This window comes from Zunongwangia profunda SM-A87, from assembly GCF_000023465.1.
Lineage (GTDB): Bacteria > Bacteroidota > Bacteroidia > Flavobacteriales > Flavobacteriaceae > Zunongwangia > Zunongwangia profunda.
The window spans coordinates 4,658,119-4,683,404 of sequence record NC_014041.1 but is presented as its reverse complement, the minus strand read 5'-3'; the positions used below and the strand labels follow the sequence as shown (position 1 = coordinate 4,683,404).

17 protein-coding genes are annotated in these 25,286 nt (G+C 36.0%); 8 read left to right on the top strand and 9 right to left on the bottom strand.

From position 1 onward, the window contains the following. Nucleotides 1–10 precede the first annotated feature (10 nt). The 3 genes from ZPR_RS20600 to ZPR_RS20590 form a co-directional block, all read right to left on the bottom strand. A complete protein-coding gene (locus ZPR_RS20600) occupies nt 11–337 on the bottom strand; it encodes a hypothetical protein (RefSeq protein WP_041579270.1) in 327 nt (108 codons plus the stop codon). A gap of 473 nt (nt 338–810) precedes the next feature. Then, nucleotides 811–1,458, bottom strand: a complete 648-nt coding sequence (locus ZPR_RS20595; RefSeq protein ID WP_013073716.1) for a nitroreductase family protein — start codon at nt 1,456–1,458, stop codon at nt 811–813. A gap of 166 nt (nt 1,459–1,624) precedes the next feature. Next, on the bottom strand, nt 1,625–2,746 hold the full coding sequence (locus tag ZPR_RS20590) for a 5-methyltetrahydropteroyltriglutamate--homocysteine S-methyltransferase (protein ID WP_013073715.1): 1,122 nt from the start codon (nt 2,744–2,746) through the stop codon (nt 1,625–1,627). Between the two features lie 159 nt (nt 2,747–2,905). Between ZPR_RS20590 and ZPR_RS20585 the strand changes: the two genes are divergently transcribed. Beyond that, on the top strand, nt 2,906–3,370 hold the full coding sequence (locus ZPR_RS20585; RefSeq protein WP_013073714.1) for an Lrp/AsnC family transcriptional regulator: 465 nt from the start codon (nt 2,906–2,908) through the stop codon (nt 3,368–3,370). Between the two features lie 34 nt (nt 3,371–3,404). Here the strand turns inward: ZPR_RS20585 and ZPR_RS20580 are convergent, their stop codons facing one another. The 5 genes from ZPR_RS20580 to ZPR_RS20560 are packed head-to-tail and all read right to left on the bottom strand — an operon-like array spanning nt 3,405 to nt 8,515. Beyond that, on the bottom strand, nt 3,405–4,235 hold the full coding sequence (locus tag ZPR_RS20580; protein ID WP_041579269.1) for a DUF4249 domain-containing protein: 831 nt from the start codon (nt 4,233–4,235) through the stop codon (nt 3,405–3,407). Between the two features lie 4 nt (nt 4,236–4,239). After that, nucleotides 4,240–6,852 (bottom strand): TonB-dependent receptor, encoded by a 2,613-nt coding sequence (locus ZPR_RS20575; RefSeq protein WP_013073712.1) that lies wholly within the window; start codon nt 6,850–6,852, stop codon nt 4,240–4,242. Then, nucleotides 6,849–7,727 (bottom strand): FecR family protein, encoded by an 879-nt coding sequence (locus ZPR_RS20570; RefSeq protein WP_013073711.1) that lies wholly within the window; start codon nt 7,725–7,727, stop codon nt 6,849–6,851. The genes ZPR_RS20575 and ZPR_RS20570 overlap by 4 nt, the downstream gene beginning before the upstream one ends. Further along, entirely contained in the window at nt 7,727–7,945 is a 219-nt protein-coding gene (locus ZPR_RS20565) for a hypothetical protein (protein ID WP_013073710.1), read from the bottom strand. Before ZPR_RS20565 ends, ZPR_RS20570 begins: the two co-directional genes overlap by 1 nt. Before the next feature lie 42 nt (nt 7,946–7,987). Further along, nucleotides 7,988–8,515, bottom strand: coding sequence for an RNA polymerase sigma factor (locus ZPR_RS20560; RefSeq protein ID WP_013073709.1), 528 nt, complete (start codon nt 8,513–8,515; stop codon nt 7,988–7,990). A 581-nt stretch (nt 8,516–9,096) separates the two neighbouring features. Here ZPR_RS20560 and ZPR_RS20555 point away from each other — a divergent pair. The 3 genes from ZPR_RS20555 to ZPR_RS20545 are packed head-to-tail and all read left to right on the top strand — an operon-like array spanning nt 9,097 to nt 15,025. Then, nucleotides 9,097–10,251, top strand: a complete 1,155-nt coding sequence (locus ZPR_RS20555) for an efflux RND transporter periplasmic adaptor subunit (RefSeq protein ID WP_013073708.1) — start codon at nt 9,097–9,099, stop codon at nt 10,249–10,251. 33 nt (nt 10,252–10,284) lie between these two features. Further along, nucleotides 10,285–13,452: an efflux RND transporter permease subunit gene (locus ZPR_RS20550; RefSeq protein ID WP_041579267.1), complete on the top strand. Its 3,168-nt coding sequence runs from the start codon at nt 10,285–10,287 to the stop codon at nt 13,450–13,452. 25 nt (nt 13,453–13,477) lie between these two features. After that, the gene (locus ZPR_RS20545) at nt 13,478–15,025 is read left to right on the top strand and encodes a TolC family protein (protein ID WP_013073706.1); all 1,548 of its coding nucleotides are present in this window, start codon (nt 13,478–13,480) and stop codon (nt 15,023–15,025) included. 120 nt (nt 15,026–15,145) lie between these two features. Here the strand turns inward: ZPR_RS20545 and ZPR_RS20540 are convergent, their stop codons facing one another. Continuing rightward, entirely contained in the window at nt 15,146–19,126 is a 3,981-nt protein-coding gene (locus ZPR_RS20540) for a hybrid sensor histidine kinase/response regulator transcription factor (protein ID WP_041580146.1), read from the bottom strand. Nucleotides 19,127–19,451: 325 nt separating this feature from the next. Between ZPR_RS20540 and ZPR_RS23600 the strand changes: the two genes are divergently transcribed. From ZPR_RS23600 to ZPR_RS20525, 4 genes are read left to right on the top strand one after another with little or no spacing between them, the layout of a single operon-like run. After that, the gene (locus ZPR_RS23600; RefSeq protein WP_013073704.1) at nt 19,452–20,153 is read left to right on the top strand and encodes a TonB-dependent receptor plug domain-containing protein; all 702 of its coding nucleotides are present in this window, start codon (nt 19,452–19,454) and stop codon (nt 20,151–20,153) included. Nucleotides 20,154–20,179: 26 nt separating this feature from the next. Continuing rightward, nucleotides 20,180–22,585 carry a SusC/RagA family TonB-linked outer membrane protein gene (locus tag ZPR_RS20535; RefSeq protein ID WP_201765825.1) on the top strand — a complete coding sequence of 802 codons (2,406 nt, stop codon included), beginning with the start codon at nt 20,180–20,182 and terminating at the stop codon, nt 22,583–22,585. Nucleotides 22,586–22,598: 13 nt separating this feature from the next. Then, nucleotides 22,599–24,488: a RagB/SusD family nutrient uptake outer membrane protein gene (locus ZPR_RS20530; protein WP_041579265.1), complete on the top strand. Its 1,890-nt coding sequence runs from the start codon at nt 22,599–22,601 to the stop codon at nt 24,486–24,488. Nucleotides 24,489–24,504: 16 nt separating this feature from the next. Beyond that, entirely contained in the window at nt 24,505–25,248 is a 744-nt protein-coding gene (locus ZPR_RS20525; RefSeq protein ID WP_041579264.1) for a DUF3823 domain-containing protein, read from the top strand. Nucleotides 25,249–25,286 lie beyond the last annotated feature (38 nt).

Below are 25,286 nucleotides of genomic sequence, written 5' to 3'. Positions count from 1 at the left end.
CTATAAAAACTTAATTCTTTTTTTTTTCACTAAAATAAGAAATTTCTAAAAAAAATTTACCGGTTTTAAAACTCTCTGTTTGCAATAAAAATGTATCTAATTTTGGAATTCCCTTAAAACTTTTAAGCTTATTGAGATAATATTTTTTTGAAATTTCAGCTGTTGAAAAGACTGGATATGTGGAATATTTTTTTGGGAAAGAAAATTTATCTTGGGTCGTTTGCGGAACCAATGATAGTTCTACTACTGGGTGATCCATTGGATTATGCTTTGGAATATTACAGCCAAAATTAATAATTAGTAGTAATGTTGAAATGAAAGGAATTAATTTTCGCATAATTAATTGTTAAAAATATACTTAAAATAAAAAGCAATCAAGTTACCAAGTATTGGTAACTTGATTGCCAATTCTAATTAAAAATTATACCCATACACATGTTAATTGTACCTTTATCAGGACATGTCTTACTTGTGTCTTGAGGCTTACATTTATCAGCTTCGCTAGTACAATCAGCATCTGATTTACATTCATCATCGCAATCATCCTTAGGTATAGTAGTCTAAATAATGTTAATTTTTGGCAAATATTATAAATTTTTATGTTTTAACATAAATTATTTTAATAATAGCTCTTTAGCTTATACTTTATTTTGGTAAACATGCAAAAAAACTAATTTTTAAATTAAGTGGCTACATCAATATAGATAAGTTGAATTTTTAATAATTTTATTAAAAAAATGATTTAAACCAAAAGATCCCGCCAATTTTTGACAGGATCTTAAATTTAATATTGGGGATTTTAGCAATCTTTTATTTCAGGTCTTCTAAGCTAACTTCAGTAATAAAATCCTCTTTAGGAGTTCTTACTTTTTTCATGTTTACTAACCAGTCATTTTCATCTTCACGATAACCTAATGGTAATAGCAAGGTACTTTTATATCCTGTGCCTTCTAGTTGTAAGAGTTCATCCAGCTTCTCATTAAGGAAACCTTCCATAGGTGTGGTATCTACTTTTTGTTCGGCTGCTGCGGCAATGGCCATGGCAAAAGCAATATAACTTTGCTTAGAAGCATGATGTGCATGCCATTCCTGGCCTAGAGGTTCATAAATGCTAAGAATGTTAGCTTTGTAATCGTCCATATTGCTGTGCGGTAGCCCACGCTGATCCATGGTGTAGTTAAAAACTTCAGAAACACGCTCGTTGGTATATTTGTCCCATGCAACAAAAACAAGAAGATGAGAACAGTCAATAACCTGATTTTGATTCCAGGCGATGTCTTTTATTTTTTCTAATAAGGCTTTATCTGAAATTACCAACACTTTATAAGGTTGCAAACCTGATGAAGAAGGTGATAATCGAGTAGCTTCTAAAATGTAGTCTATTTTTTCCTGGGGTACTTTCGTCCCGTTCATTTTTTTAGTGGCATAACGCCATTTTAAATCGTCAATTAAGCTCATTATTTTTTTATTTATTCTTGTAGTATAATGGTCTCTAATGCTATCAAAAACTAACACTAACATTTAGGTTAGTGGTGATCTTTTTTGTTTTAGGGTATATTCTCTGAATAAAAAAGCCTCGCTGTAAGTACAAACGAAGCTTTAATTTTGAGCCGTTTCTGAAGGCTTATGCCCAGACTTCCTGAGAGATTTCTTTAATTAATTTTATTTTTTTCCATTGATCTTCCTCTGTTAGGATATTTCCTTCTTCAGTGGAAGCAAAACCGCATTGCGGACTCAAACTTAAACGCTCTAAATCTACATATTCTGCCGCTTCTTTTATTCGATTTATAATTACTTCCTTATTCTCTAAAGTTGCATTTTTACTGGTAAGTAATCCTAAAACAACTTTTTTATCCTTCGGGACAAATCTTAAAGGCTTAAAATCTCCAGAACGTTCATCGTCAAATTCCAGGTAAAAGTTTTCTACGTTTTCTTTTGCAAAAAGCGTATCAGCTATCGGCTCGTATCCACCTGAAGCCGCCCAGGTAGAATGATAATTTCCTCTGCAAACATGGGTTGATAATCGAAGATCTTCTGGTAAATTCTCCAGGGCCAGATTGTTTAACTTGAGATAAGTTTCTTTAAGCTCATCACGGTTATAACCTTCACCGGCCATAGTTTTCCAGAAATTGGCATCACATAGCATAGCCCAGGTACAGTCATCAATCTTTAGATCGCGACATCCCAAATCATATAATTTTAAAATAGTTTGATGATAAGCTGCTGCGATATCTTGAAATAATGCTTGCCTTTCTGGATAAAATTTGTTTACATAATCTTCATTATCACCTCTAACCAGTTCTGCATATAACTGTGCAGGGGCGGGAATGCTTTGCCTGGCGATATGATCTTTACCACAGTGCTTTTTTAGGAATGAAAAACTTTCAAATACAGGATGATCAGGATTAAATTTTAATTTTCCCGATAATCTTGCAGAGTCTTTTCTGGTTTCTTCTCCCTGAAATAAGTAGCCCTGATCTTTTAAAAAATGCTCAATACCGTCAAATCCCCAGAAGAAATCGAGATGCCCGTAACTTTGCCTAAATTCTCCATCAGATAAAGCTGTAAGTCCTGCTTTTTTTTGATTTTCGACTAGGTTGATAATTTCTTCGTCTTCGACCTTTTTTAGCTCCTCTGCCGTAATCTCTTTTTTAGCGAATTGTTCCCTGGCTTTCTTTAAGCGGTCGGGACGTAAAAAACTACCTACGATATCAGTTTTGTTTTGGATAGTTGAGTGAATACACATAATGATTTTTTAGGTTTTTATATTGGTCAAAGTTATATATTGAGGTTTTTTTATCTAAACTTTAGTTTAAATTCAGTTTTAATAACTTCTTAAGCGTGGTTTTTAGGAATATTGTATTTTTAATTGGCTAATTTGCAATCTTAAACAGAATATTATCCTATGGAAAACTTAGATGAGGTTGATCTTAAACTTTTAAAAATACTTCACAATAATTCCAATTTTACCGTAAAAGAGTTGGCAAAGCAAGTAAACTTATCTGCTTCTCCGGTTTTTGAACGATTAAAAAGACTGGAGAAAAATGGGTATATAAAAAAGTATATTGCCATTTTGGATGCAGAAAAGCTGCATCAGGGATTTATTGTTTTTTGTAATATCAAGCTAAAAAAACATGATAGGACTATCGGCAATCAATTTGTGGCCGATATTATGGAGATCGATGAGGTTGTGGAATGTTATAACACTTCTGGAGATTTTGATTTTTTACTGAAAGTGTATGCCAGAAATATGAAGCATTACCAGGATTTTGTATTTAATAAACTTGGCGGAGTAAAAAGTATTGGCAGTACGCACAGTACTTTTGTAATGACTGAAATTAAAAATACGTACGGGATAGGAATTATTTAGTGAAATATACACCTTTGATGTTTAATCGATATCACTATTGTATGGTATATCTAAAACGTATTCCCTGTGATAACCTGAAGTAACCAAAAGCAAAATTCTCAGGATTCGTTTCGTTTACAAGATTACCACGAATGTTTGCAGGTGGAGTGCCAAACGGATTGGCCACCGCGCTTTCCAGGATAAGTTCCATATAATCATGAAACTGCTCTGAAATTGCACGAAAAGTAATATCTATTTCACTGCCGGGCTCCAGATCCTCATGAGAGAAATTTTGGTACATTTCATTGCCGTTAAAAAAATCATCACTGGAAAGATCATATTCCAGAAAATTAAGCACATCGCTTTGAAAGTCGGCCAGGTAAAAATTGGTTTCTTCTTCAGGATCATTATAATAAAACCTAACCTCCTTATCCTCTCCTAAAAAACCGCCATCTTCATATTGTTCGATTCGGGTAACTTCAGGAGAGGCGATTAAGCTTTCTGTAGCTGTATACACTTCTCCGTCTACAATAACATTTAAGGTATAATTGCCGCCTATTTCAGGATCAAAGTTCGTACAGGTGTAGCTTCCTGGAGTTTCGGTTTCGGTAAAATAGAAAATTTTATTATTTTCATTTTTAATGGTTACAGTTGCTCCGGAAACACGAGTGACCTCAGTATTGTAATAATCGGTTAGTCTGGAAAGATAGATGGTTTGATTTTCTCCAGTAGCACCCGAAAGCCAAAGAATTTCTGCATCTACCACCAGTCTGGGCTCTCCTTGTTCCAGATTCACATCAACAACGTCTTCGCAGGAAGAAGTGCTAAACATTAACAGCAGTATAAAAATATAAAGTAGGGGATATGTTGATATTAGAGATTTCATAGAGTTAAAACTTAAAATTATAAGAAACGCTTGGTAAAATACCGAAAATCGATAACCTTCTGGCTTCGTTTATTCCGGTATCATCGTTGGTAGTAAATCTTATAGATGCTGCATTCTTTCTGTTATAAACATTGTAAATACTAAATACCCAGTAGCTTTTCCAACTTTTCTCCCTGTTAGGCTTTGGGGTAAGCGTTGCCGCAAGGTCTAAATGATGATAGAGGGGTAATCGATTTTCGTTTCTTATAGAATAATTAGGCACTGGGATGCCTCCAAATTCGTAATAGCCGTTTGGGTAGGTTACCGGCTGTCCCGATTGTAGCGCAAAGTTTGCACTAAAAGACCACTTTTTAGTATACTCGTAATTGCCGGTAATACTAAGGTTATGCAATTTGTCGTAAGGAGATAAATACCAGTTACCGTTAGCGATCCCGGGTTCTTTTGGAGTCCTTCCTTCGGTTTTTTGTTCAGCACGGGATAAGGTATAAGAAATCCAACCGGTTAAATCACCACTGTTTTTTCTAAGTAATACTTCTAATCCGTAAGCCCTGGCTTTACCGTTTAACAGTACCTGCTCGATATCATTATTAGCAATAAGATTGGCGCCGTCTACATAGTCGATTCGGTTACTTATGTTTTTATAAAAAGCTTCCGTTTCCAGACTGTATCTATTATTGTTAAAATTCCTAAAATACCCTAAAGCGTATTGATCTAAAATCTGAGGTTGGATAAATGGTCCACTGGGCGTCCAAATGTTTACCGGGGTTGGTGACTGGCTGTTAGAAACAATATGTAAGTATTGCGCCATCCGGTTGTAACTTGCTTTAATCGAGGATTCATCATTTAATATATATGATAATGCCGCTCTTGGTTCTAAATTATTAAAGCTCGATATCACTTCACCAGACCCATAAAATTTTGTTCCTATAGGCGTTCCTTCCTGATAAATATTATAAACAGGATTGTATTCTACTGGGCTGTTTTCATAAATATTTACCTCTTGTTGCCCGTATCTGTAAAATGTGCTGTATCTAAGACCGTATCGTATTTCTAAGTGATCTCCGATCTTTTGGTTAACATCAATATAGGCAGAGGGTTCTAGTGCATATTTACGATCTAATTCCCTGTAATTTACGGTAGATTCACTACTGTTAGGGATTAATATACCTGGATTAAAATCGTAGTAAGTAGCCTCTATACCGTAATTAAGCTGAACGTCTTTTGATATGTAATGTTGCCAGCCATATTTTAATCCATAACTTGCTATACCGCTATCCCAATTAAAACTAAGGGTATTTAAATTGAGCCCAAATTGGTAGTCACTATAGAAAATCGATAAATCGCTGGTGACATCTTTAGTAAAACGATGTTTCCAGTTTATCTTTCCCATGGTATTTCCATATCTGCTGGAGAAACTATCACTAATATCAAAAACATCTTTTCCTAAATAGCCTGAAAAATGCAGACTGTTATTTTCGTTGAGTTGATAGTTCAGTTTAGCATTAAGATCGTAAAATTTAGCTGAGTTTTCATTATCGGCAAGTTGCAAAAACAAGTGAGCATAAGAGGTCCTTCCTGCCAGCATAAAGGAAGCTTTGTCTTGCTGTAAGGGGCCTTCAACTTTCAGTTTACTTGAAATTAAACCCACGCCACCTTCAAACTTAAAATCCTTATAATCCCCGTTATTCTGGGTAATATCTAGAACAGAAGAAACCCTGCCGCCGTACTTAGAAGGGATTCCCCCCTTATAAAGATCCAGGGAATTTACCGCATCGGCGTTAAAAACCGAGAAAAATCCAAAAAGATGGGAGTCACTGTAAATAGGAACATTATCTAATAAGATTAGATTTTGATCTGCTGCGCCACCACGAACATTAAATCCTGACGAACCTTCACCTGCATTAGTAACTCCCGGCAGTGTAAGTAAAGATTTTAAAGGATCGGGTTCCCCCAAAGCTACCGGTATTTGCTTAATTTCTTTCATGCTAAGGCTGTTCATGCTCATTTGGGGTTTTTTAATATTTGTCGCCTTATTATTTTGTTCAATAATCACTTCTTCTAAGGTTTCACCGCCAGGTTGCATTTGAAGGCTCCAATCCATATCGCGATTAAGTAAGATGATTTTAGTAATGGTATTATATCCTAAAAAGCTAATGGTGACTTCATGTCTTCCCTGCGGAAGCTGCAGTGAGAATTTGCCTTCCTCATCGGTAGTCGTCCCTTTTTGAAGTTTCTGAACTGTAATACTGGCTCCAAAAAGAGGCTGATTATTCTCGTCATAAATACTTCCCGAAAGAGTGTGGGGTGACTGAGTATCCATCTTGATTCCATGGGGTTTTATTGTAATATTATTACCCAACGCCTTAAAATCGTGCGGAAGTTTATGGTTAAGTTCTTTGATTAAATCGCTGATACTGATGTTTTCATAATCCATCTCGATATTAAAAGTGAGTTGAGAACTAATTTCTTCGGCATAAGCCAGTTTATAATCAGATTGTTTTTCGATCTGATCTTTAAGCGTATTCATCGTATTCCCTTTTTCAATCTTTATGGTGAGATTTTGGCAGTTAAGGCCGAAGCCATAAATACATATAAAACAGATTAAAAAATATTTCATTTCTTAATAATATTATTGGTTGGTGCAGACGTTTGCTTTCTAAAGATCACCTTGTTATTGAAGCGATCTATGCTGTAGTTAAGATTGTGTATTTCTGCAAGTATTTTTAGAGGGATCTCAATATCTTCTTCTTTCTTTATCCGCAGTGTGATTTGTTTACTTAAAAAAGCTTCTGGAACAGCTATTTTAAATGCATATTCCTGCTCAAGAAAACTAATGATGTTTTTTACACTCTCTTTTTCAAAGTCTATATGGTTTTTGAAATGCTGGATCTTAGTCGCTCCATCTTCAAGAATAAATTCTTCTCCCGGTAACAAAATCCAGTTTTTAGATTGCCCCTGAACAGTCATTTTTACTTTGCCTTCATGCAATTTCACACGCGTCTGGATTTCATTTTCAGCAATGGTAAAGGACGTTCCTAAAGCCGTAGTTATGGTTTTGTTATTAATCACTTTAAAAGGATGATTTTTGTCTTTTCTAACTTTAAAAAAGGCATTTCCTTGCAAAGAAACCTCCCGATTATTGCTATAGTCTTTAGAATAAGTGATTTTTGAATGTGATTGAAGCCTAATTTCACTACTATCAGGTAAAAAAATCAATTTAAGTTTATTTCCTGGATTTTCAATATGTATGACGGAAGCAATTTGCTGTACTGGTTGATTGATACGATTTATGATGTAAAAACCAGTTCCTAAAATCACCATTATCGCAATAGCAGCAGCATACTTTATGAAAGTAGAGGTTTTAGGATAAGGATGTTTTAAATGATTACTAGAGAATTTTTCCCAGGACTTTTCTTTTTCGGTGGAAGGAATTTCAGGTGAATTTTCTTTCCAGTACTTATCGAATTTTTTTTCGATTTCGCTTTTCTTCATCAGGAAGCTTTAAGTAGTTCGCAATTAAATCCTTCGCTTTTAATGCTAGTGAGAAAGTGATCTTTAATTTCTGTTTTAGAAGATACAATAATTAAAATTTCATCTTCTAGAGTAAAAGGATGAATTTCACAATCTGAAAAATTGAACGCCAGTACCTTTAAAAGATAAACCAATCGCTCCTGTTCGATAATATCTAATTTATAAATCTCGAAAATCATATTGAGCATTTTTATACAATACAATTGGGTGCGTAAAAGTTCCTAAGCCTTTTTGATATTTTTTCGGATAAAATTATTTGCCAGGTAAATATGGTTGGCGATCGTTTTTTGTGAAAGTTGGGTAAGGCTAGCAATTTCCTGGTAAGAATAATTGTCGATTTTGTGTAACTTGAAAATCTTTTTTTGTTGAACCGGAAGTTCTTCTATTAATTTATGTAGCTTTTCTTTTTTGAAGTTGGTCTCATTTTCCGGCTCGTCGTTTTCTATTTTACTGTTAAGAAAATCGGGTTGAAGCGGAATTATTTTTTTCTCCCGGTTAAGATGATTGAAAATAATGTTTTTACAAATCACTATAATCTGTGCTTCTAGCGGCACATCTTCTTTTAACTGATGCCTGTTTTTGTAGATTTTTAAAAAGGTTTCCTGAATAAAATCTTGTGGGGTGAATACTTTAAAATTGAATTTTTTGCAGATATGAAAAAGTTTATCGTAATAAAGAAAATAGATCTCTTTAAAGCTTGTTGTTTTGCCTTTCTTTAAATCTAGAATGATCTTTTGGTTATTTTTCATCAACGATTAGACGCGGTTTTCTATAAAACGTTAATAGCTATAATTTAATTATATCTAAATTTATCATTAATAGCAGATTTGTTTAATTTAAAATTAGATTGTAGATTTGTCAGCCCTTTTTTTAATTATTGTTTAATTTTCGACAATTAATAAGAGGTTAAAAAAATTCCTAAAACAGGGAAAACAAAAATATAGGTGATTTAGGTCACTCGTAGATTTAAAAAAAATATTTTTTGAATCTTAAAATTTAGTTGTGTTGTTTGTTCCAAGAAATTGGAACTTGTAGGTAAACCTTTTAAGGCTTTTTAGCTTTGGGAATACCAATGAGAAGCTTTTTTCCGTTGATTCGGGAAGAGGCTTTTTTGTTTTTAAGGCTTTCCGTATTCAATGGCTATGATTTTAAAATTTGGGTTAGACGTACTGACTCTTTAATGTGTGGCATTAATCAACAAATTGTGTGGTGGTGCTAAGTGCGGAATACCCCAAAAACTCATAAAAAAGTATTAAAAATCATATACGAGAACGTTTGAAATCAAAAGGTATGTAAATTGTTACATCCATAACAGAAATAATCTCTACTTATGGATAAGAAATATAAATTTTCAATGGTGAACAAATTTGCAATACTTTTCATTTCATGTACTCTTTTAAGCCTTACTTCCTGCAAGGAAGAAGAAAAGGTGGATGAAGGATTACCGCTGCCAGTGGTATCCCTTAAAGAGCAAAATGCCTCTAAAGGTTTTGAATATATCGGTTCTATAGAAGGAGTTGAAACAGTAGAAATTCGTCCTCAGGTAGATGGGATTTTAGAAGAAATTTATGTAGATGAAGGTGATTTTGTTGAAAAAGGACAGCCATTATTTAAAGTTAATAGTCAGCCTTATATGGAAGATTATAAAAACGCAATGGCCAATGTAGCTTTAGAGAGAGCAAAAGTCGAAAAAGCAAAAAGTGATTTAGACCGTTTACAACCACTAATTGATAACGAAGTGATTTCTGAAGTACGAAAGAAATCTGTAGAAGCCGATTATCAGGTAGCCTTATCTTCCTTAGAAAGAGCGCAGGCACAGGCAGCCAATATGAGAATCAATCTCAATTTTACCACAATTAAAGCTCCCGTAAGCGGCTTTATGGGAAGAATTCCTAAATCTCCAGGTAACGTTGTTAAGCAAACAGATGAAAAACCACTTACCATATTATCTAAAGTAGATGATATTTATGTGTATTTCTCTATGAGCGAGTCTGATTATTTGTATTACGAAAGAGCAAAAAACGATACTCTTTACAATAAAATGAATAATAAGGTAAAGTTGGTTTTAGCCGACGGATCTGTTTACGAACATACCGGGAAGGTAGATGCTAATTCTGGGCAAATCGACCGTAATACTGGTTCTATTACTTTAAGGGCGAGATTCCAAAACCCAGATACTCTGTTAAGATCGGGAAATACTGGTAAAATTTTAATGGAAGAAATTTATCCAAAAGCTATTTTAGTACCTCAAAGTGCCACAACATTTATTCAGGATAAAAAATTCGTTTTTGTTTTAGATGAAAATAATATAGCACAACGTAAAGAGATTATAACTGAAGGAAGATCTGGAGATAATTATATCGTAAGTTCTAAAAGTTTATCCCCAGACGATCGTATCGTGCTTTCTGGTTTGGATAAGTTGGCCAACGGCATTAAAGTAAAGCCTATTGAAAGAGGCCGTTTGTTATCCCAGGTTCAGGAATAAGCTCACTTTAACTACCCAATCAAATAAAATTGCATGTTTAAGAAAATAATAAAAAGGCCAGTCCTTACACTGGTTATCACTATCATATTGCTTTTAGCCGGGGCGGCAAGTATCACCTCTTTACCGGTAGAACGTTTTCCGGAAATTGCTCCGCCCAGTGTTAGTGTACAGGTATATTATCCAGGAGGTAACGCTGAAACTGTAGCAAAATCTGTTTTATTGCCTATTGAAGAGGCTATTAACGGGACAGAAAATATGTCTTATGCGAATTCTACCGCAACCAACTCGGGTAGAGGGCGTGTAACCGTTTATTTTAAACCCGGGACAGATCCAGATCTGGCTGCTGTCGATATTCAAAACCGAATTTCTACCATTACTTCTATGATCCCAACTGAAGTTTCTGAAGCAGGGATATCGGTGACGAAAAGGATGAAAGGGAGTATCATGACGATCAATATTTATAGTGATGATCCTACTTACGACGAAACCTTCTTAAACGCATTTACCAGAATTAATATTCGTAGGGAATTAAAGCGTGTAGACGGGCTTGCTGAAGCTTCTATTTTAAGACAGCGTGATTACGCTATGAGAATTTGGTTGAATCCGCAGAAAATGGCTTCTTACCAGTTAACGCCACGTGATGTTTATAATCAGATTAAAGATCAAAACTTCGAGGCGGCACCAGGTAAATTCGGAGAAAATTCAGAAGAGCTTTTTGAAATTATCATGAAGCACGATGGCCGATTTAGCCAGCCCGAAGATTACGAAAATCTGGTAATTAAAACTAAAGATGAAACCTCGTTACATTTAAGGGATATTGCAAGAGTAGAATTTGGTGCTTCTAATTATACCAGTGAGAATAGATTAAACGGAAAACCATCGGTAACCATAGATATCGTACAGCAAAATGGAGCCAACGCAATGGAAATCGATAGTCGTATTCGTGAGATCCTAGAAGAGCAGTCACGTTTATTTCCAGATGATGTACATTACGAAATCACCTATAGTGTAAGAAACCAGATCGACGAATCGATGAGTCAGGTGGAACACACCCTTGTCGAAGCCTTTATTTTGGTTTTCCTGGTGGTTTTTATTTTCCTTCAGGATTTTAGGGCAACCTTAATTACTGCAATTTCTATCCCGGCATCTTTATTAGGTACTTTCTTTTTCTTAAATATCATAGGGGCCTCGATGAATGTTTTAAGTATGTTCTCCCTGGTGTTGGCTATTGGTATTGTGGTAGATGATGCCATTGTGGTGATGGAGGCTATACACGAAAAAATGACACATCATAAAATGCCGGTTAAAGAGGCCGTAAGTTCTGCAATGGACGAGATTACCGGAGCTATTATCTCGATTACGGTAGTAATTGCAGCGGTGTTTGTGCCGGTTGGATTTTTAAGCGGTCCTGTAGGGGTATTTTATCAGGAGTTTGCTTACACAATTATATTTGCCGTATTAATTTCTGCGATCAATGCGCTTACTTTAACACCGGTTCTAAGTAAAATTTTCTTCGGGAAAAAAGATAGAAAAAAGGATAAACGAGGTATTGCAAGAGCAATTTCGAATTACAGGCAGTTTAGAAAGGCTAAAGTGTTACGTAGAAAAGGATTTAGGAAATTCGACACTTTCTTTGATCGTTTTACACAAAAATATTTAAATGCCGTTCGTTGGATTTTAAATAGAAAATGGGTTGGTCTGGGAGCCTTGGCAGTTATTATTGGTCTAACCGTATTTTTATCTAAAATTACGCCCAGTGGATTTATTCCTACAGAGGATGATAACTTCCTGATTTTATCCATGAAAATGCCAGAGGGATCTTCATTGCATCGAACAAATGTTGCCTTAAGAAAAGCTGATTCGATATTGCAACAGCAACCCGCAGTAAAAGGAGTGAATACAGTATCTGGTTTTAATGTAGTAGACAATGCTAATAGTCCTTCTTCTGGTTTAGCTTATGTGCAATTAAACCCCGCAGATGATCGTGGCGAAATCCATGAGATTCAGGCAGTGATTAAAGATTTATTGTCAAAATTAGATGAAATACCGGAAACCGATTTTAATATGTATCCAAGGCCTACCGTACAGGGGTTTGGTAATTTTGACGGAGTGCAGTTTATGCTTCAAGATAGGGCTGATGGTGATTTAGGTGATTTTGGACAGATTGTAAATGAATTTATGAATACCCTTAATAATCAGAAGGAAGTTGAAAATGCCTTTACGTCGTTCAATCCTAATTTCCCACAATATCGTTTGGATATAGATTACGAAAAGGCAAAGAACATGGGGGTAAGCGTAAAAGATATGATGTTTACTATCCAGTCTTACTTTGGTAGGGTTCAGCCGGGAGATTTTAACCGGTTTAGCAGACAGTACGGTGTTTACATGCAATCTGATATTCAGTTTAGGGAATCCCCGGAATCATTTAATAGTATTTTTGTGAAAAATGATGAAGGTGAAATGGTGCCGGTTAATACGATTGTAAAACTTAAACAAACCTACGGCCCAGAGGTTGTTAACCGTTACAATCTTTATAATGCAGCAAAAATAAATGTTACTCCCGCAAAAGGATATAGTACCGGGGATGTAATGAATATGATCGAAGATCTTACCGCCAAGAAACTTCCGGCTACTTTAAGTTATGAGTGGACGAGTATGAGTTTAGAAGAAAAGAATTCTGGCGGGGATACGATTATTGTGTTTATCATCATCATCTTACTGGTATATTTTATTCTGGCTTCACAGTACGAAAGCTTCTTATTACCATTGGCCGTAATGTTGTCATTGCCGGTAGGTATTTTTGGGGTGTTTACAGCTATTAATATCGCAGGGATCGACAATAATATTTATGTCCAAATTGGTATTATAATGCTTATTGGTTTACTGGCCAAGAACTCTATTTTGATTGTAGAGTTTGTAGCTCAAAAGCGAAGGGCAGGTTTTACCGCCTTCGATGCGGTGATCGAGGCCAGTGCATTAAGGATTAGGCCCATTATTATGACGTCTTTGGCATTTACCGTAGGATTAGTACCGTTAATGTTTGCCGAAGGTTCATCAGCACAGGGAAATCACTCGGTTAGTATTGGTACTGCAGGTGGAATGATAAGCGGAATTGTTTTGGGTATTTTTATAATTCCTGTTTTGGCTTATGTATTTCAGGTACTTCATGATAAAATGAATCTGGAACGTTATGCCGAGTAAACCAAAATCAATTAAAAAAACGAAGATGAAAACGAGTTTTCTTTCAACTATAAATTCAAACAATAAATCAAAACTTTCAGCAGGATTTGTAAAAGCTGCTCTAGGGGCTTTTGCAATGATCTTTGTGGTGAGTTGTAAAGTAGGAGAAGAATATACGCGCCCGGATTTTGGTGATGATGTTTCCTCAGAATTTTATGCGGGAGGAAAGAAAGAGGAGACCTTAGCTGTAGATTCACTAAATTCAAACGAAGTGAATAATGATACCATCCCAATGTCTGAAATTCCATGGAAAGATTATATTACAGATAGGACATTACAAAACCTAATCGATACGGCTTTAGTAAACAATATCGATTTGCAAAAAGCCATGAAAAACATGGAAATTGGAATGGAGGAACTTGCGCAGTCTAAGGCAAATTTTTTCCCCTCCTTAAATGCGAGACCGGCAGAGTACCGTAGGGATTATTACTCTGAAAATTTTAATAACTATGGTTCTAATCGTGCCAGAAGAAACCATGGGGAAAATCCTCCGGAGAGCTTTTATACCGAGCGTTTAGAATATGCCTCTGCTTTGCAGGCCAACTGGGAAATTGATGTATGGGGGAAATTACGTTGGCAAAAAGAAGCGGCCCGTGCGCAGTTTATGAAGAGTAAGGAGTTTAAAAAAGCAGTGCAAACTTCGCTAATTTCAGAAGTTGCTGCAACCTATTTTAATCTTGTAATGCTTAAATCGCAGATAGAGGTTGCCCAGAAAAACTATGCCCTAAGCGATAGTACTTTAAATATCGTACAGTTGCAATACGATGCAGGAGAGTCTACTTCGCTGGCCATTCAGCAAACAAAATCACAAAAGTTAAAGGCCAAAACTTTAATTCCGCAGTTAGAGCGTCAGTATGTGATTATGGAAAATAAGCTGAACCGTTTATTAGGACGCTCCCCTAGAGAAATACAAATTGATACCGATTTCGAGGATATAGAATTTCAAGAGAGATATACTTCAGGAGTACCTTTAGAATTAATTAAAAACCGTCCAGATGTGGCCATGTCTGAATATGAGCTTATCACTGCTAACGCCGATGCCGGTGTTGCCAATGCGTTACGGTATCCTTCATTAAATATTGGTGCTTCAGCGGGTTTAAATTCGTTTAAATTAGAAGAATTTTTTGATCCTGTGGGCTCTGGTTTTGCTTTGTTAAACGGCGCTATTTTTCAGCCAATTTTTAATAATAGAAAACTAAAAACCAATTATAATGTCGCCTTATCCCAAAAGGAAATTGCTCAATTAGATTTTAAAGATGACCTTATTACAGCGATTGCAGACGTTTCTAACTCTTTGGCAAAAATGGAGAAGCTAAAGGAAGAATTTGCTATTGCGCAAGAGCGTATTGAGGTTACTCAAAAGGGACTAAAAGATGCCGGAATGCTTTTTAAAGGTGGTTATGCCAATTATCTGGAAGTGATCTCGGCACAAAGTGACGCTTTGGAAAGTGAACTTAATTTAATCAATATTAAAAATCAATTGCTAATCGCGAATGTAGAATTATATCGTAGTCTTGGCGGTGGCTGGCAATAATATCTTTTTGAAGTTGCAATTATTTGATAATCAACATTAAATACCTGGAGATAAAGTAAAAATTTCTAATTAATGCCTCATTGGTTTGCCTTGGGGTAGTTTAGTTATGTGGAAAACAGCCTATTCTTCGATAGGCTGTTTTCCATTCATATATTCGCTAGGGGTCATTTTAAATTGTTTTTGGAAATTTCGGCCAAAACTGGTTTGTGATTTATACCCCACAATTTCAGAAATTTCATAGATCTTATATTCTCCAGACTGTAATAATTCGGCGGCCTTCTTTAAACGAGCGATGTTTATTAGTTCATTGGGACTTAAATTCGAAAGGTCTTTGATCTTTCGGTATAAGGTAGAACGACTCATATTCATAATATCGGCAAGGCTGTCTACATTCAGGTTTTGATCGGAGAGATTATCGTAAATTAACTTTTCAAGTTTATTGATAAACCTCTCATCGGTTTTGGTATGAGCAATACTCTTAATGTGCGAAAGCGGGGAGCTGGAATAGAACTCCATAATATGCCTTCTGTTTTCAATAAGATTGCTTACCTGTACCTTTAGATATTCTAAAGAAAACGGTTTTTCGATATAAGCGTCGGCACCGGCTTCTAAGCCCTGAATTTTTGATTGCATGGCATTTTTGGCAGTAAGCAGGATCACAGGTATGTGGCTTGTTTCTAAATTGGTTTTTACGTATTCACAAAACTCAAATCCGTCCATTCCATTCATCATCACATCACTGATGATTAAATAGATATTTTCTTTTTTGAGAATTTCGATAGCTGTTTCTGCATTTGTAGATTTAAAAACGGCGTATTCTTCTTTAAAATCATCAGCAATAAATTTTAGCAACTCTCTATTATCTTCCACGATTAATATTCCTGAGTTTTCAGCCGTGTCGTTTATAATTTCTTCCTGTGGAATTTCTTCTTGCTGACGTTCGATAACTTTTGGCTCCTTTTTATACGAGTTAAATTCCTGCTCTTGCCGAAGGGGTAATTTTAAGATAAAGGTGTTTAAATGGGTATCTTCATTGGCAAGGATGAGCTGCCCGCTGTGTAATTCGGTTAAACTGTAAGCCAGGCTTAAGCCAATACCTGTACCGGTTTGATTGGAAACTTCATCCGTCCTAAAGAAGGGTTCAAATATGCGTTTTTTGAGGTGTTGCGGAATCAAACTTCCATCGTTTTGTACTTTTAAGATAAATTCGGAGTCAGTGACTTCCAGCTTCAGGATCACTTCATTTTTAGCATATTTAATCGCATTATTAAAGAGGTTGCTCATAATTTTTTTTATAGCTTCTTCATCAACAAAAGCCATCACCTCTTCCTGCGGAAGTTTCATCCTAAAATCTACCGCTTTTTCCTGAATAAGCTCGCTAAACCTGGTATAAGTGTTCCTAAGCGTCTCTGAAATGTTAATTTCAACAAAAGTGAGTTTTATATTTTCAATTTCTGTTTTCCTAAAGTCTAACAATTCATTTACCAGATTAATAAGTCTTTCGGTATTTTTTTCCATAATAGAAAGGCTTTTTTGCATTATCGGCTGGTCTTTGGTTTGGCCAATGAGCTTTTCTAAAGGTGTTTTGATAAGTGTTAGCGGGGTACGAATTTCGTGGGCTACGTTCGTGAAAAACTCAATTTTAGACTGATAAATTTCTTTTTCTTTTTCATCCTGAAATGCTTTAATCTTTCGGTTATTTTTACGTTGTACCCTATAATGATAATATCTAAGGGAAAGAGCAAAAAGTAGTATGAATACTAGAGTGTATAAGAAAATAGCCAGTTTGCTAAAGTAAAAGGGAGGAAGAACTTCAATTTCTAAAGCGGCAGTTTCTTTATTTTCTACCCCTGTACTATTGGTACTTTTTACCTGAAATATATAATTGCCTGACGGTAACTCTGTGAAATTTACGCTATGCTTTGTTTTTAGTGGTATCCATTTGTCATTAAGCCCTATAAGGCGGTAGGCATATTCGGTCATTTCTGGTGCTGTAAAACTAAGTGACGCAAAATCCAGGCTAAAAGTAGATTGATCTGCAGTTAAGATGATTTTTGAGGTTTCAGTAATCGATTTTTCCAGCGGAGAATTTTGAGCTCCTACTTTTATGGATTCATTATTAATACTAAGATTGGTAATATAAACCGGCGGATCGTAATTGTTTTTTATAAATTCATCTGGATGAAAACTAACTAAACCTTTTACGCTCCCAAAGAACATTCGGCCTTCGTTATTTTTATAAGCTGAACTATAATTGAACTGGTCACTTAATAGGCCATTTGCTTTAGTGTAAGTTTTAAAACTTTCTTTTGAAGGATTAAAATGCACCAGTCCGTTTGAAGTGCTAATCCATAAACTGGCATCATCATCTTCTAAAATAGAATAGCTAACATTGCTGGGAAGACCATCCCTGGTATTATAATTTTTAAAATCATTAGAAGTGGGCTGATAGAGGTTTAGTCCATTTTCTGTAGTGATCCAAATATTTTCTTTGGAATCCTGAAAAATGCCATTAATCACATTACTGCTAATGCTGGTAGAATCTTGCCCATCGTATCTAAAATAGCCTTTTTTTTGTGTTTTGGGATTATAATAATAGAGACCATCCCAATATGTTGCGGCCCATAAAGTTCCGTCTTTACTTTCTAAAAATGCGGCATAATGAAAATCCTGAGGAAAACCTTTTAGGGGATTAAAATGATCTTTTTTGCGATTGTAGGTATAAATGCCCAGGGAAGCCATGACATAAACGCTGTCGTCTCTTCCTTTATAAATATCCAGGATAAAATTATTTCCAATACTATAAGGGTTGCCTTCTTCCTGCTCATAGTGCCTAATTATTTGATTACTATTGATGTCGAATACATCCAGGCCATGTTCAAAAGTGCCAACCCAAAGTTCATTATCTAAAGGTAAAATTCCATGAATATTGTAATGGGCAATGTTCGAGTTTTTAGGAGTGAAAGTTTGAAATTTACCGGTGTTAGCATCTAGTTTGTTCAAGCCGGCATCTTCTGTTCCTATCCAATAATCACCATTCTTGTCCTGGTGTATTTCTCTTACGGCATTTCCGCTGATACTATTTTCGCCCTCTTTAGGGAAATATTTCTTAAAGGGTGTAAACTCTTTTGGTAGATAATTTACGCCGCCAAAATAACTACCTATCCATGTACCGCCCTCTTTATCTATTGTCATCGTATAAAGCGCATTATCGGTTAATGAATACGGGTCGTTATAGCTTTTTTTAAAATTTGAATATGTTTTGGATTTGGTGTCATAGATCAGAAGTCCGCTTTCTGTGGCCAGCCAGATAGTTCCGTTTTCTTTTTCTACGATATCCCTTACGTATAGCTGTTCATTATAATTATTGATTAATTTTTTTGTAGTCCCCATTTTGATGTCGTACACGAATGCCCCATGGTGACGCGTGCCAATAATCATATGTGATTTACTTATCCCTTTTAAAGCCGTGATGATTACAGGAAGATCGTCCGCTATAGAGCCAAAACCTAAAGTTATTGGTTTAAAATTTTTGCTTTCTTCGGAGTATTGATAGACATTTTCGCCTGAAGCCGCCCAAATATTTTGGTTGCTATCTTTTGATAGCAAAATGGCATAGAAATCATCATAAGATTTAAGATTAAGGCTGGATAAGGTCACTTGCTGCTTAAAGTATAAAGTACCTCCTGCGATAAACCATAAATTGTTGTTTTTATCAGCCTCAATGTCCAATATGGGTTTGGTAATAGCAGGGGACAAGGCACAAAAACTTTCTTTTTGGTTATCGTATCTAAAAAGACCATTGTCGGTACCTACCCATAAATAATTTTTTCCTTCATAAAGACAACGAATATAATTACTGCCAATACTTCTATCGTCTTTGCTATTATGATGAAACAATTTAAAGTTATAACCATCAAAGCGATTTAGGCCGTCTTTTGTACCAAACCATAAGAATCCTCTTTTATCCTGTAACATAGTGATCACAGAATTATGGCTTAATCCATTTTCAACCTGGTAGTGTTTAAAATAAAGTTCCTGCGTGGTGGCCAAATTGGTCAAAAACAGGCTGCAAATTATTCCATATAAAACTTTCTTCATCAAACCCATTCAATTTTAGAGAAAATTAAGAATTATCATTCAACTATTCGTTTCAAATCACTTCATATCGTGTCAAATTCGGTGAAATTATAAGGAAATCTTAAAATTTGAACAATTTGGATGAAAGAATGAAACAAAATATCATATAAAAATTATTTAAAAAGAATCTACTTTGAATATCTCAATAATCACTTCTATTATTTATTAAATACTAAATATGAATATATAATTATTAATGAATTAAAAAACTAAATCGTTTTCGCATGATTTCTATTTGTAGAGATCTATTTACCTACTATTTAATCATTTTTAAAATGAAAATTCGATGAAAAAAAATTTACAAACACTTAAAAAGCCTGTTTTGCTATTTTTTCTGTTGTGGTTTGGCGTAGTTCAAAAAGGTTTTGCGCAAGAGACAATTACCGTTACAGGAAATATAACCTCAGCCGGAGAATTGCAGGAAGCATTACCTTTTATTAATGTTCTTGTTCAGGGGACTAATAAAGGAACCACAACCGATTTTGATGGAAACTACAGTATAGAGGTTGCTCCAGATGCCACCCTTATATTTAGTTATCTGGGATATAAGACAAAAACGCTTAAGGTGGATGGACGTACCGAAATAAATATCCAGTTAGAAGAAGATGTTGCGGGGCTGGACGAAGTACTTATAACCGGATATACTTCTCAGGATAAAAAATCGATTACCGGTGCAATTTCAAACATTACCAGTGAGGATATAGAAAAAGTTCATGGAGGAGCGACCGTTTCTTCTGGTCTTGCCGGTAAAATTCCCGGAGTAAGCTTTAGAATGAATGATGGACGTCCCGGTGCAAGTGCATCCATCCAAATTCGTAATATGGGAGATCCATTATATGTAATAGACGGAGTGCAACAGGATGCCGGTCAATTTAATAATCTTTCACCTAATGATATCGCGAGTATTACGGTGCTAAAAGATGCCTCGGCCGCTATTTATGGGGTTAGGGCGGCAAACGGAGTGGTGGTGGTTACCACCAAAAAGTAAAAAGAGGAACGCGGAGTGCCGTAAATATAAATGCGTACGTAGGCTGGCAAAACTGGTCTCGGTTTCCCGAAAGTGTAAATGATTCCTACCAGTGGATGTTAGGTAGAGCCGCAGCTGAAATTAATCAGTTTGGATCTACAGATATTACTGCTGAAGAATTAGAACGATACAGAATTGGTGAAGAACGAGGCTATCAGTCTTTTAACTGGAAGGATTTTATTATTAAGAAGAATGCGCCTATGCAAAACATTAATGTTAGCGCAAGCGGAGGATCAGAAAATATTAATTATTACCTCTCTTTAACGCATTTGGATCAGGAGTCTGTTTTAGGTGACGAATTTACCTTTATGCGAGATAATATTCAAAGTAATGTTGATGCAAATATTACAGACCGTCTAAAAGTAGGTGTTCAGATCAATGGTAGGATAGAGAAGAAAGAAAATCCAGGAATCCCGGGATATGATGATTACTGGTTACCAAGATTTGCCATTTTAAGGAACCGTCCTTTTGAACGTCCTTATGCCAATGATAATCCAGAATATCTAAATGATATTGGGCATAACGAAACCAACTGGGGGCTTCATAATTTTAAGACCGGTGGATATTATCGTGATACCTGGAGGGTTTTACAAACTAATTTTACTGGGGAGTACGATATGCCATTTATAGATGGATTAAAGCTTAAAGGCATGTATTCGTATTATATCGCAGATCGTTTTCAAAATGGTCACGAATATACCTACGAAGCCTATACTTATAATCCAGATGATGATACTTACGAGGTTACCGGAGGCAGTACCAACCCGTTTAGAGAACGTACGGCAGAGAAAGTTTTTAGAAAAACCTATCAGGGACAATTACAGTATAAAAAGGATTTTGGAGATCATGCCGTAGATGCCGTTTTTATAGCAGAGCGATTAGAAAACCGATTTTTAAGACAGTATGTACACTCAGTACCAAGTACGAATACTCTTCCTTTGATTTATTTTTCTGATATGGATCAATATGATGATTCAGAAAATGAAGAAGCCAGGATTGGTTATATCGTCAAAGTGAGCTACAACTATAAAGACAAATATTATCTTGATATTTCGGGTCGTAGAGATGCTTCCTGGAAATTTGCGCCCAATAAGCGGGTAGGCTATTTTCCTTCAATTTCAGGAGGTTGGCGAATTACAGAAGAAACGTTCTTCCAAAATCTGATGGGTAATAACAGCGTCCTGGATAACCTAAAGTTTAGGGCCTCCTATGGGGAGCTTGGGGATGATAATATTGATATTGGAGCTTTTGACTATCTCACTGGGTATAATTATAATCAGGGCGTGGCCATTTTAGACGGGGAAGCGGTTATCGCTAGTCGTGATAAAGGACAGCCTATTACCAACCTAACCTGGTTTAAAAGTAGAATTACAGATATTGGAGCTGACTTTTATCTTTTCAACAATAAATTGTCTGGATCTTTTGATTACTTCTACCGTAAAAGAACCGGTTTAAGAGGTAGAAAATACGATATTCTTATTCCTAACGAACTTGGCTATGGCCTACCAGATGAGAACGTAAATAGCGATGCACAATATGGTATCGAAGGGGCATTGTCGTATTCTAAGAAATTTGGAGAAGTAAGTTTAACCGTTTCTGGTAATGCCTCTTTATCCAGGAGTAAATTTCTGGAATCTTACAAGCCAAGATTCGATAATTCGTACCAAAGATATAGAGCTTCAGGAGAACATCGGTTTAACAATATTTTCTGGGGCTTGCAAGCCATCGGGCAGTTCCAGTCTCAGGAAGAAATTGATAATTATCCGGTAGATATCGATGGACAGGGGAATAGTACCTTATTACCTGGAGATATTATTTACGAGGATATCAATGGAGATGGTAGAATTGGTTGGTACGATGAAAAACCAATTGGTTATAACAGCTATAATCCCATGGTAAATTTTGGGTTTAGTTTAAACCTTGCTTACAAAGGATTTGATTTTTCTGCAGATTTTTCAGGAGCTTCAGGTTACTCATGGAATCAAAACTGGGAACAAAGATGGCCTTATCAAAATGAAGGTGCTTTAAATACTATTTTTCTAGATAGATGGCATCGTGCAGATCCATTAGATATTAATAGTGAATGGATCCCAGGTAAATATCCGGCAATTCGTTATAACGATGGAGGGCATAGTAATAATAGAAATTCTACTTTCTGGCTACATAATGTTACTTATTTAAGAGCTCGTACACTGGAGTTAGGTTATGCCTTACCAGAAAGCATTCTGGACAAGATCAATTTAAAAAGAGCAAGATTTTACGTGAATGCTTATAACCTGTTCTCTATAGATAATCTTGAAGAATATGGAATTGATCCCGAAATATCTGACGAAAACGGATTGCAATACCCGCAAAACAAGTTCGTGAACGTTGGTGTTAACATTTCAATCTAAAAAACAAACTACAATGAAAAAACTTCTATACATATTAAGTTTTTCTGCTTTACTGGGTAGCTGTACATCAGATTCAGAATTTCTGGATAGAGAGCCCACTAACATTTTAGGGCAGGAAGAGACATTTAATCGACCAGATCTGGTACTTTCTGTATTGGCAGATTTATATAATCGCTATTATGATTTTGGAACGGTAGAAGACTGGTCATCCTTAGCACAATTTAATGTTGCTTTTTGGTCTGAGGCCGGGAGATACGGTGAGTTTCAGAACGGTGGCTGGGGCTACGGCGCCTGGGGAACCTGGGATTATGGATATATACGGGAAATGAACCTGTTTCTTGAACGCCTGGAACAGTCGACCGAGTTAGAAGCTTCAGAACAAGCGCGATTTATGGCTGAAGGTAGATTTTTAAGAGCTTCTTACTACTTCACCATGGTAAAAAGAATGGGAGGTGTACCTATAATTTTAGAATCAAAAACCTATGATTTTAGTGGGGATGCGACCTATTTAAGATTCCCTAGAAATACGGAAGCTGAGGTTTATGATTTTGTAATTGCTGAAGCAGAAGAAGTTATGAATGATCTTCCGGCAAGTGCAGATGTGAAATCTAGAGCAACAAAAGCTGCTGCTTTAGCAATGAAAGCAAGGGCAGCGCTTTATGCGGGTTCGATTGCAAAATATGGTCAGAATACACCAAGTGTTAGTTTGCCTGGAGGAGAAATAGGAATTCCAGCTTCGAGAGCAGATGGATATTATCAGCAGGCGTTAAGTGCAGCTCAACAAATTATCGATGGAAATGCAGGAAATTATAGTCTGTATCTAAAAGATGAAGCAAATTTATCGAATAACTTCGCAGCACTTTTTTACGATAAATCAAATAATCCTGAAGTGATTTTTGTAGAGGATTTTATGCTTCAAAGTGGCAAAGCGCACGGTTTTACTATTGCCAATCAGCCAAGATTTGGAGCAGAGGAAGAAGAAGGAGGTAGAATAAACCCTGCTTTAAATCTTGTTCAGTCTTTCGAAACTTTAGAGGGAGAATATAAACCCTTACCAATAATGGACGGAAGTGGTGATTATATTTTATATGACGATCCCCAGGACCTTTTTGCTAATCGTGATGCGCGATTAGAGGGAACTGTAATTGTTCCTGGATCAACTTTTAAAGATCGTGAAACAGATATTTGGGCTGGCGTTCAGCTTAAAGATGGTACGGTTATAAGTGGAGATTCAAGAGGTCAGCAAAAAGAAGTACCGGGCAGTGACGGGCCTATCCAGGTAGTTGGTTTTGATGGGCCAATCGATGGAGTAGAGTTTACCGCACAAACAGGTTTTTATATTAGAAAATATCAGGATCCAAAAGCGGGTTCGGGGCAACGCGGAGTGCGTAGTGATGTTTGGTTTGTACGTTATCGTTTTGCTGAAGTTCTTTTAAATGCTGCTGAAGCTGCATTTGAACTTGGCCAAAACGAGCTTGCTGCAAATTATATAAACAGGGTGAGAAGCAGAGCAGGTATCACTACTGAATTAACTGCAACAGATATCAATTTTAACCGTATAGCACACGAGCGTTATGTAGAATTCGCTTTTGAAGGGCTTCATTTTTTCGATCTTAAAAGGTGGAGAATTGCAGATAAGGTATTGGATGGAATTAGTATGGAAGTGGATGACTTGCTTTCAAACATTGGTGATGCTACCAAAAGAAGAACTCAGCCTTACGGTTTATGGCCTTACAAATATTTTAATCCAGGAGATCCAAACAATGGAGACTGGCTCTTTAAGATTGTAAAACCAAACCGGGTAACCGGTGCTGATAGATTTCAATTAGGGAATTATTATTCTGAAATCAATCAGGATATACTTACTAATAATCCGCTAATTGTTCGAAACCCTAATCAATAACCTAAAATCGAATATTATGAAATTGAAGTATTATATATTATTCATGGGGTTAGTTTTAAGTCTGGCTTCCTGTGAGATTGACAATTATGAAGAGCCACAATCTTTCTTTACGGGAAATGTGGTTTATGATGGAATGCCTATTGAGGTAGGACCGTCCCAGGTAAGATTCCAATTATGGCAACCAGGTTTTGGAGCTTTAGCACCACTTGATGTAAATATTGCTCCGGACGGTTCTTATAGCGGGAGATTTTTTGATGGTGATTATAAACTAAAATTCGTAAACGGTCAGGGTCCATGGATCGCTCAGCAACAAAGCGCACAGGCCGGAGATACCATTTTCTTTTCTTTAAATGGGGATACTATGATGGATATTGAGGTCACCCCATATTATATCGTTCAAAATTCAGAAATTAGCCTTAATGGAGGAAGAGTGAATGCTTCCGTAGATCTGGATCAGATCATAACAGGAGATAATGGAAGGGGAATCGAATATGTAAACCTATATCTTAATAAAACCGAGTTAGTTTCTAATTGGGCAGAATACAATATAAATGATGGTGATCGGTATAATGATAGCGAATCTTACGGTATTGTACAGGAAGGCCCCGGAGATCTTTCAGATATTAATAATATTAATTTATCTGTAAATCTTCCAAATCCAATAAATTATGATCGCGATTATATCTTTGCCCGTGTTGGGATTAAGATTCTAGGAATAGAAGATCTTTTATTTACACCAACAGTGAAATTAGAATTATAATCCCATGTTAACCTAAGGAAGCTTGCGGGGCCACTTTA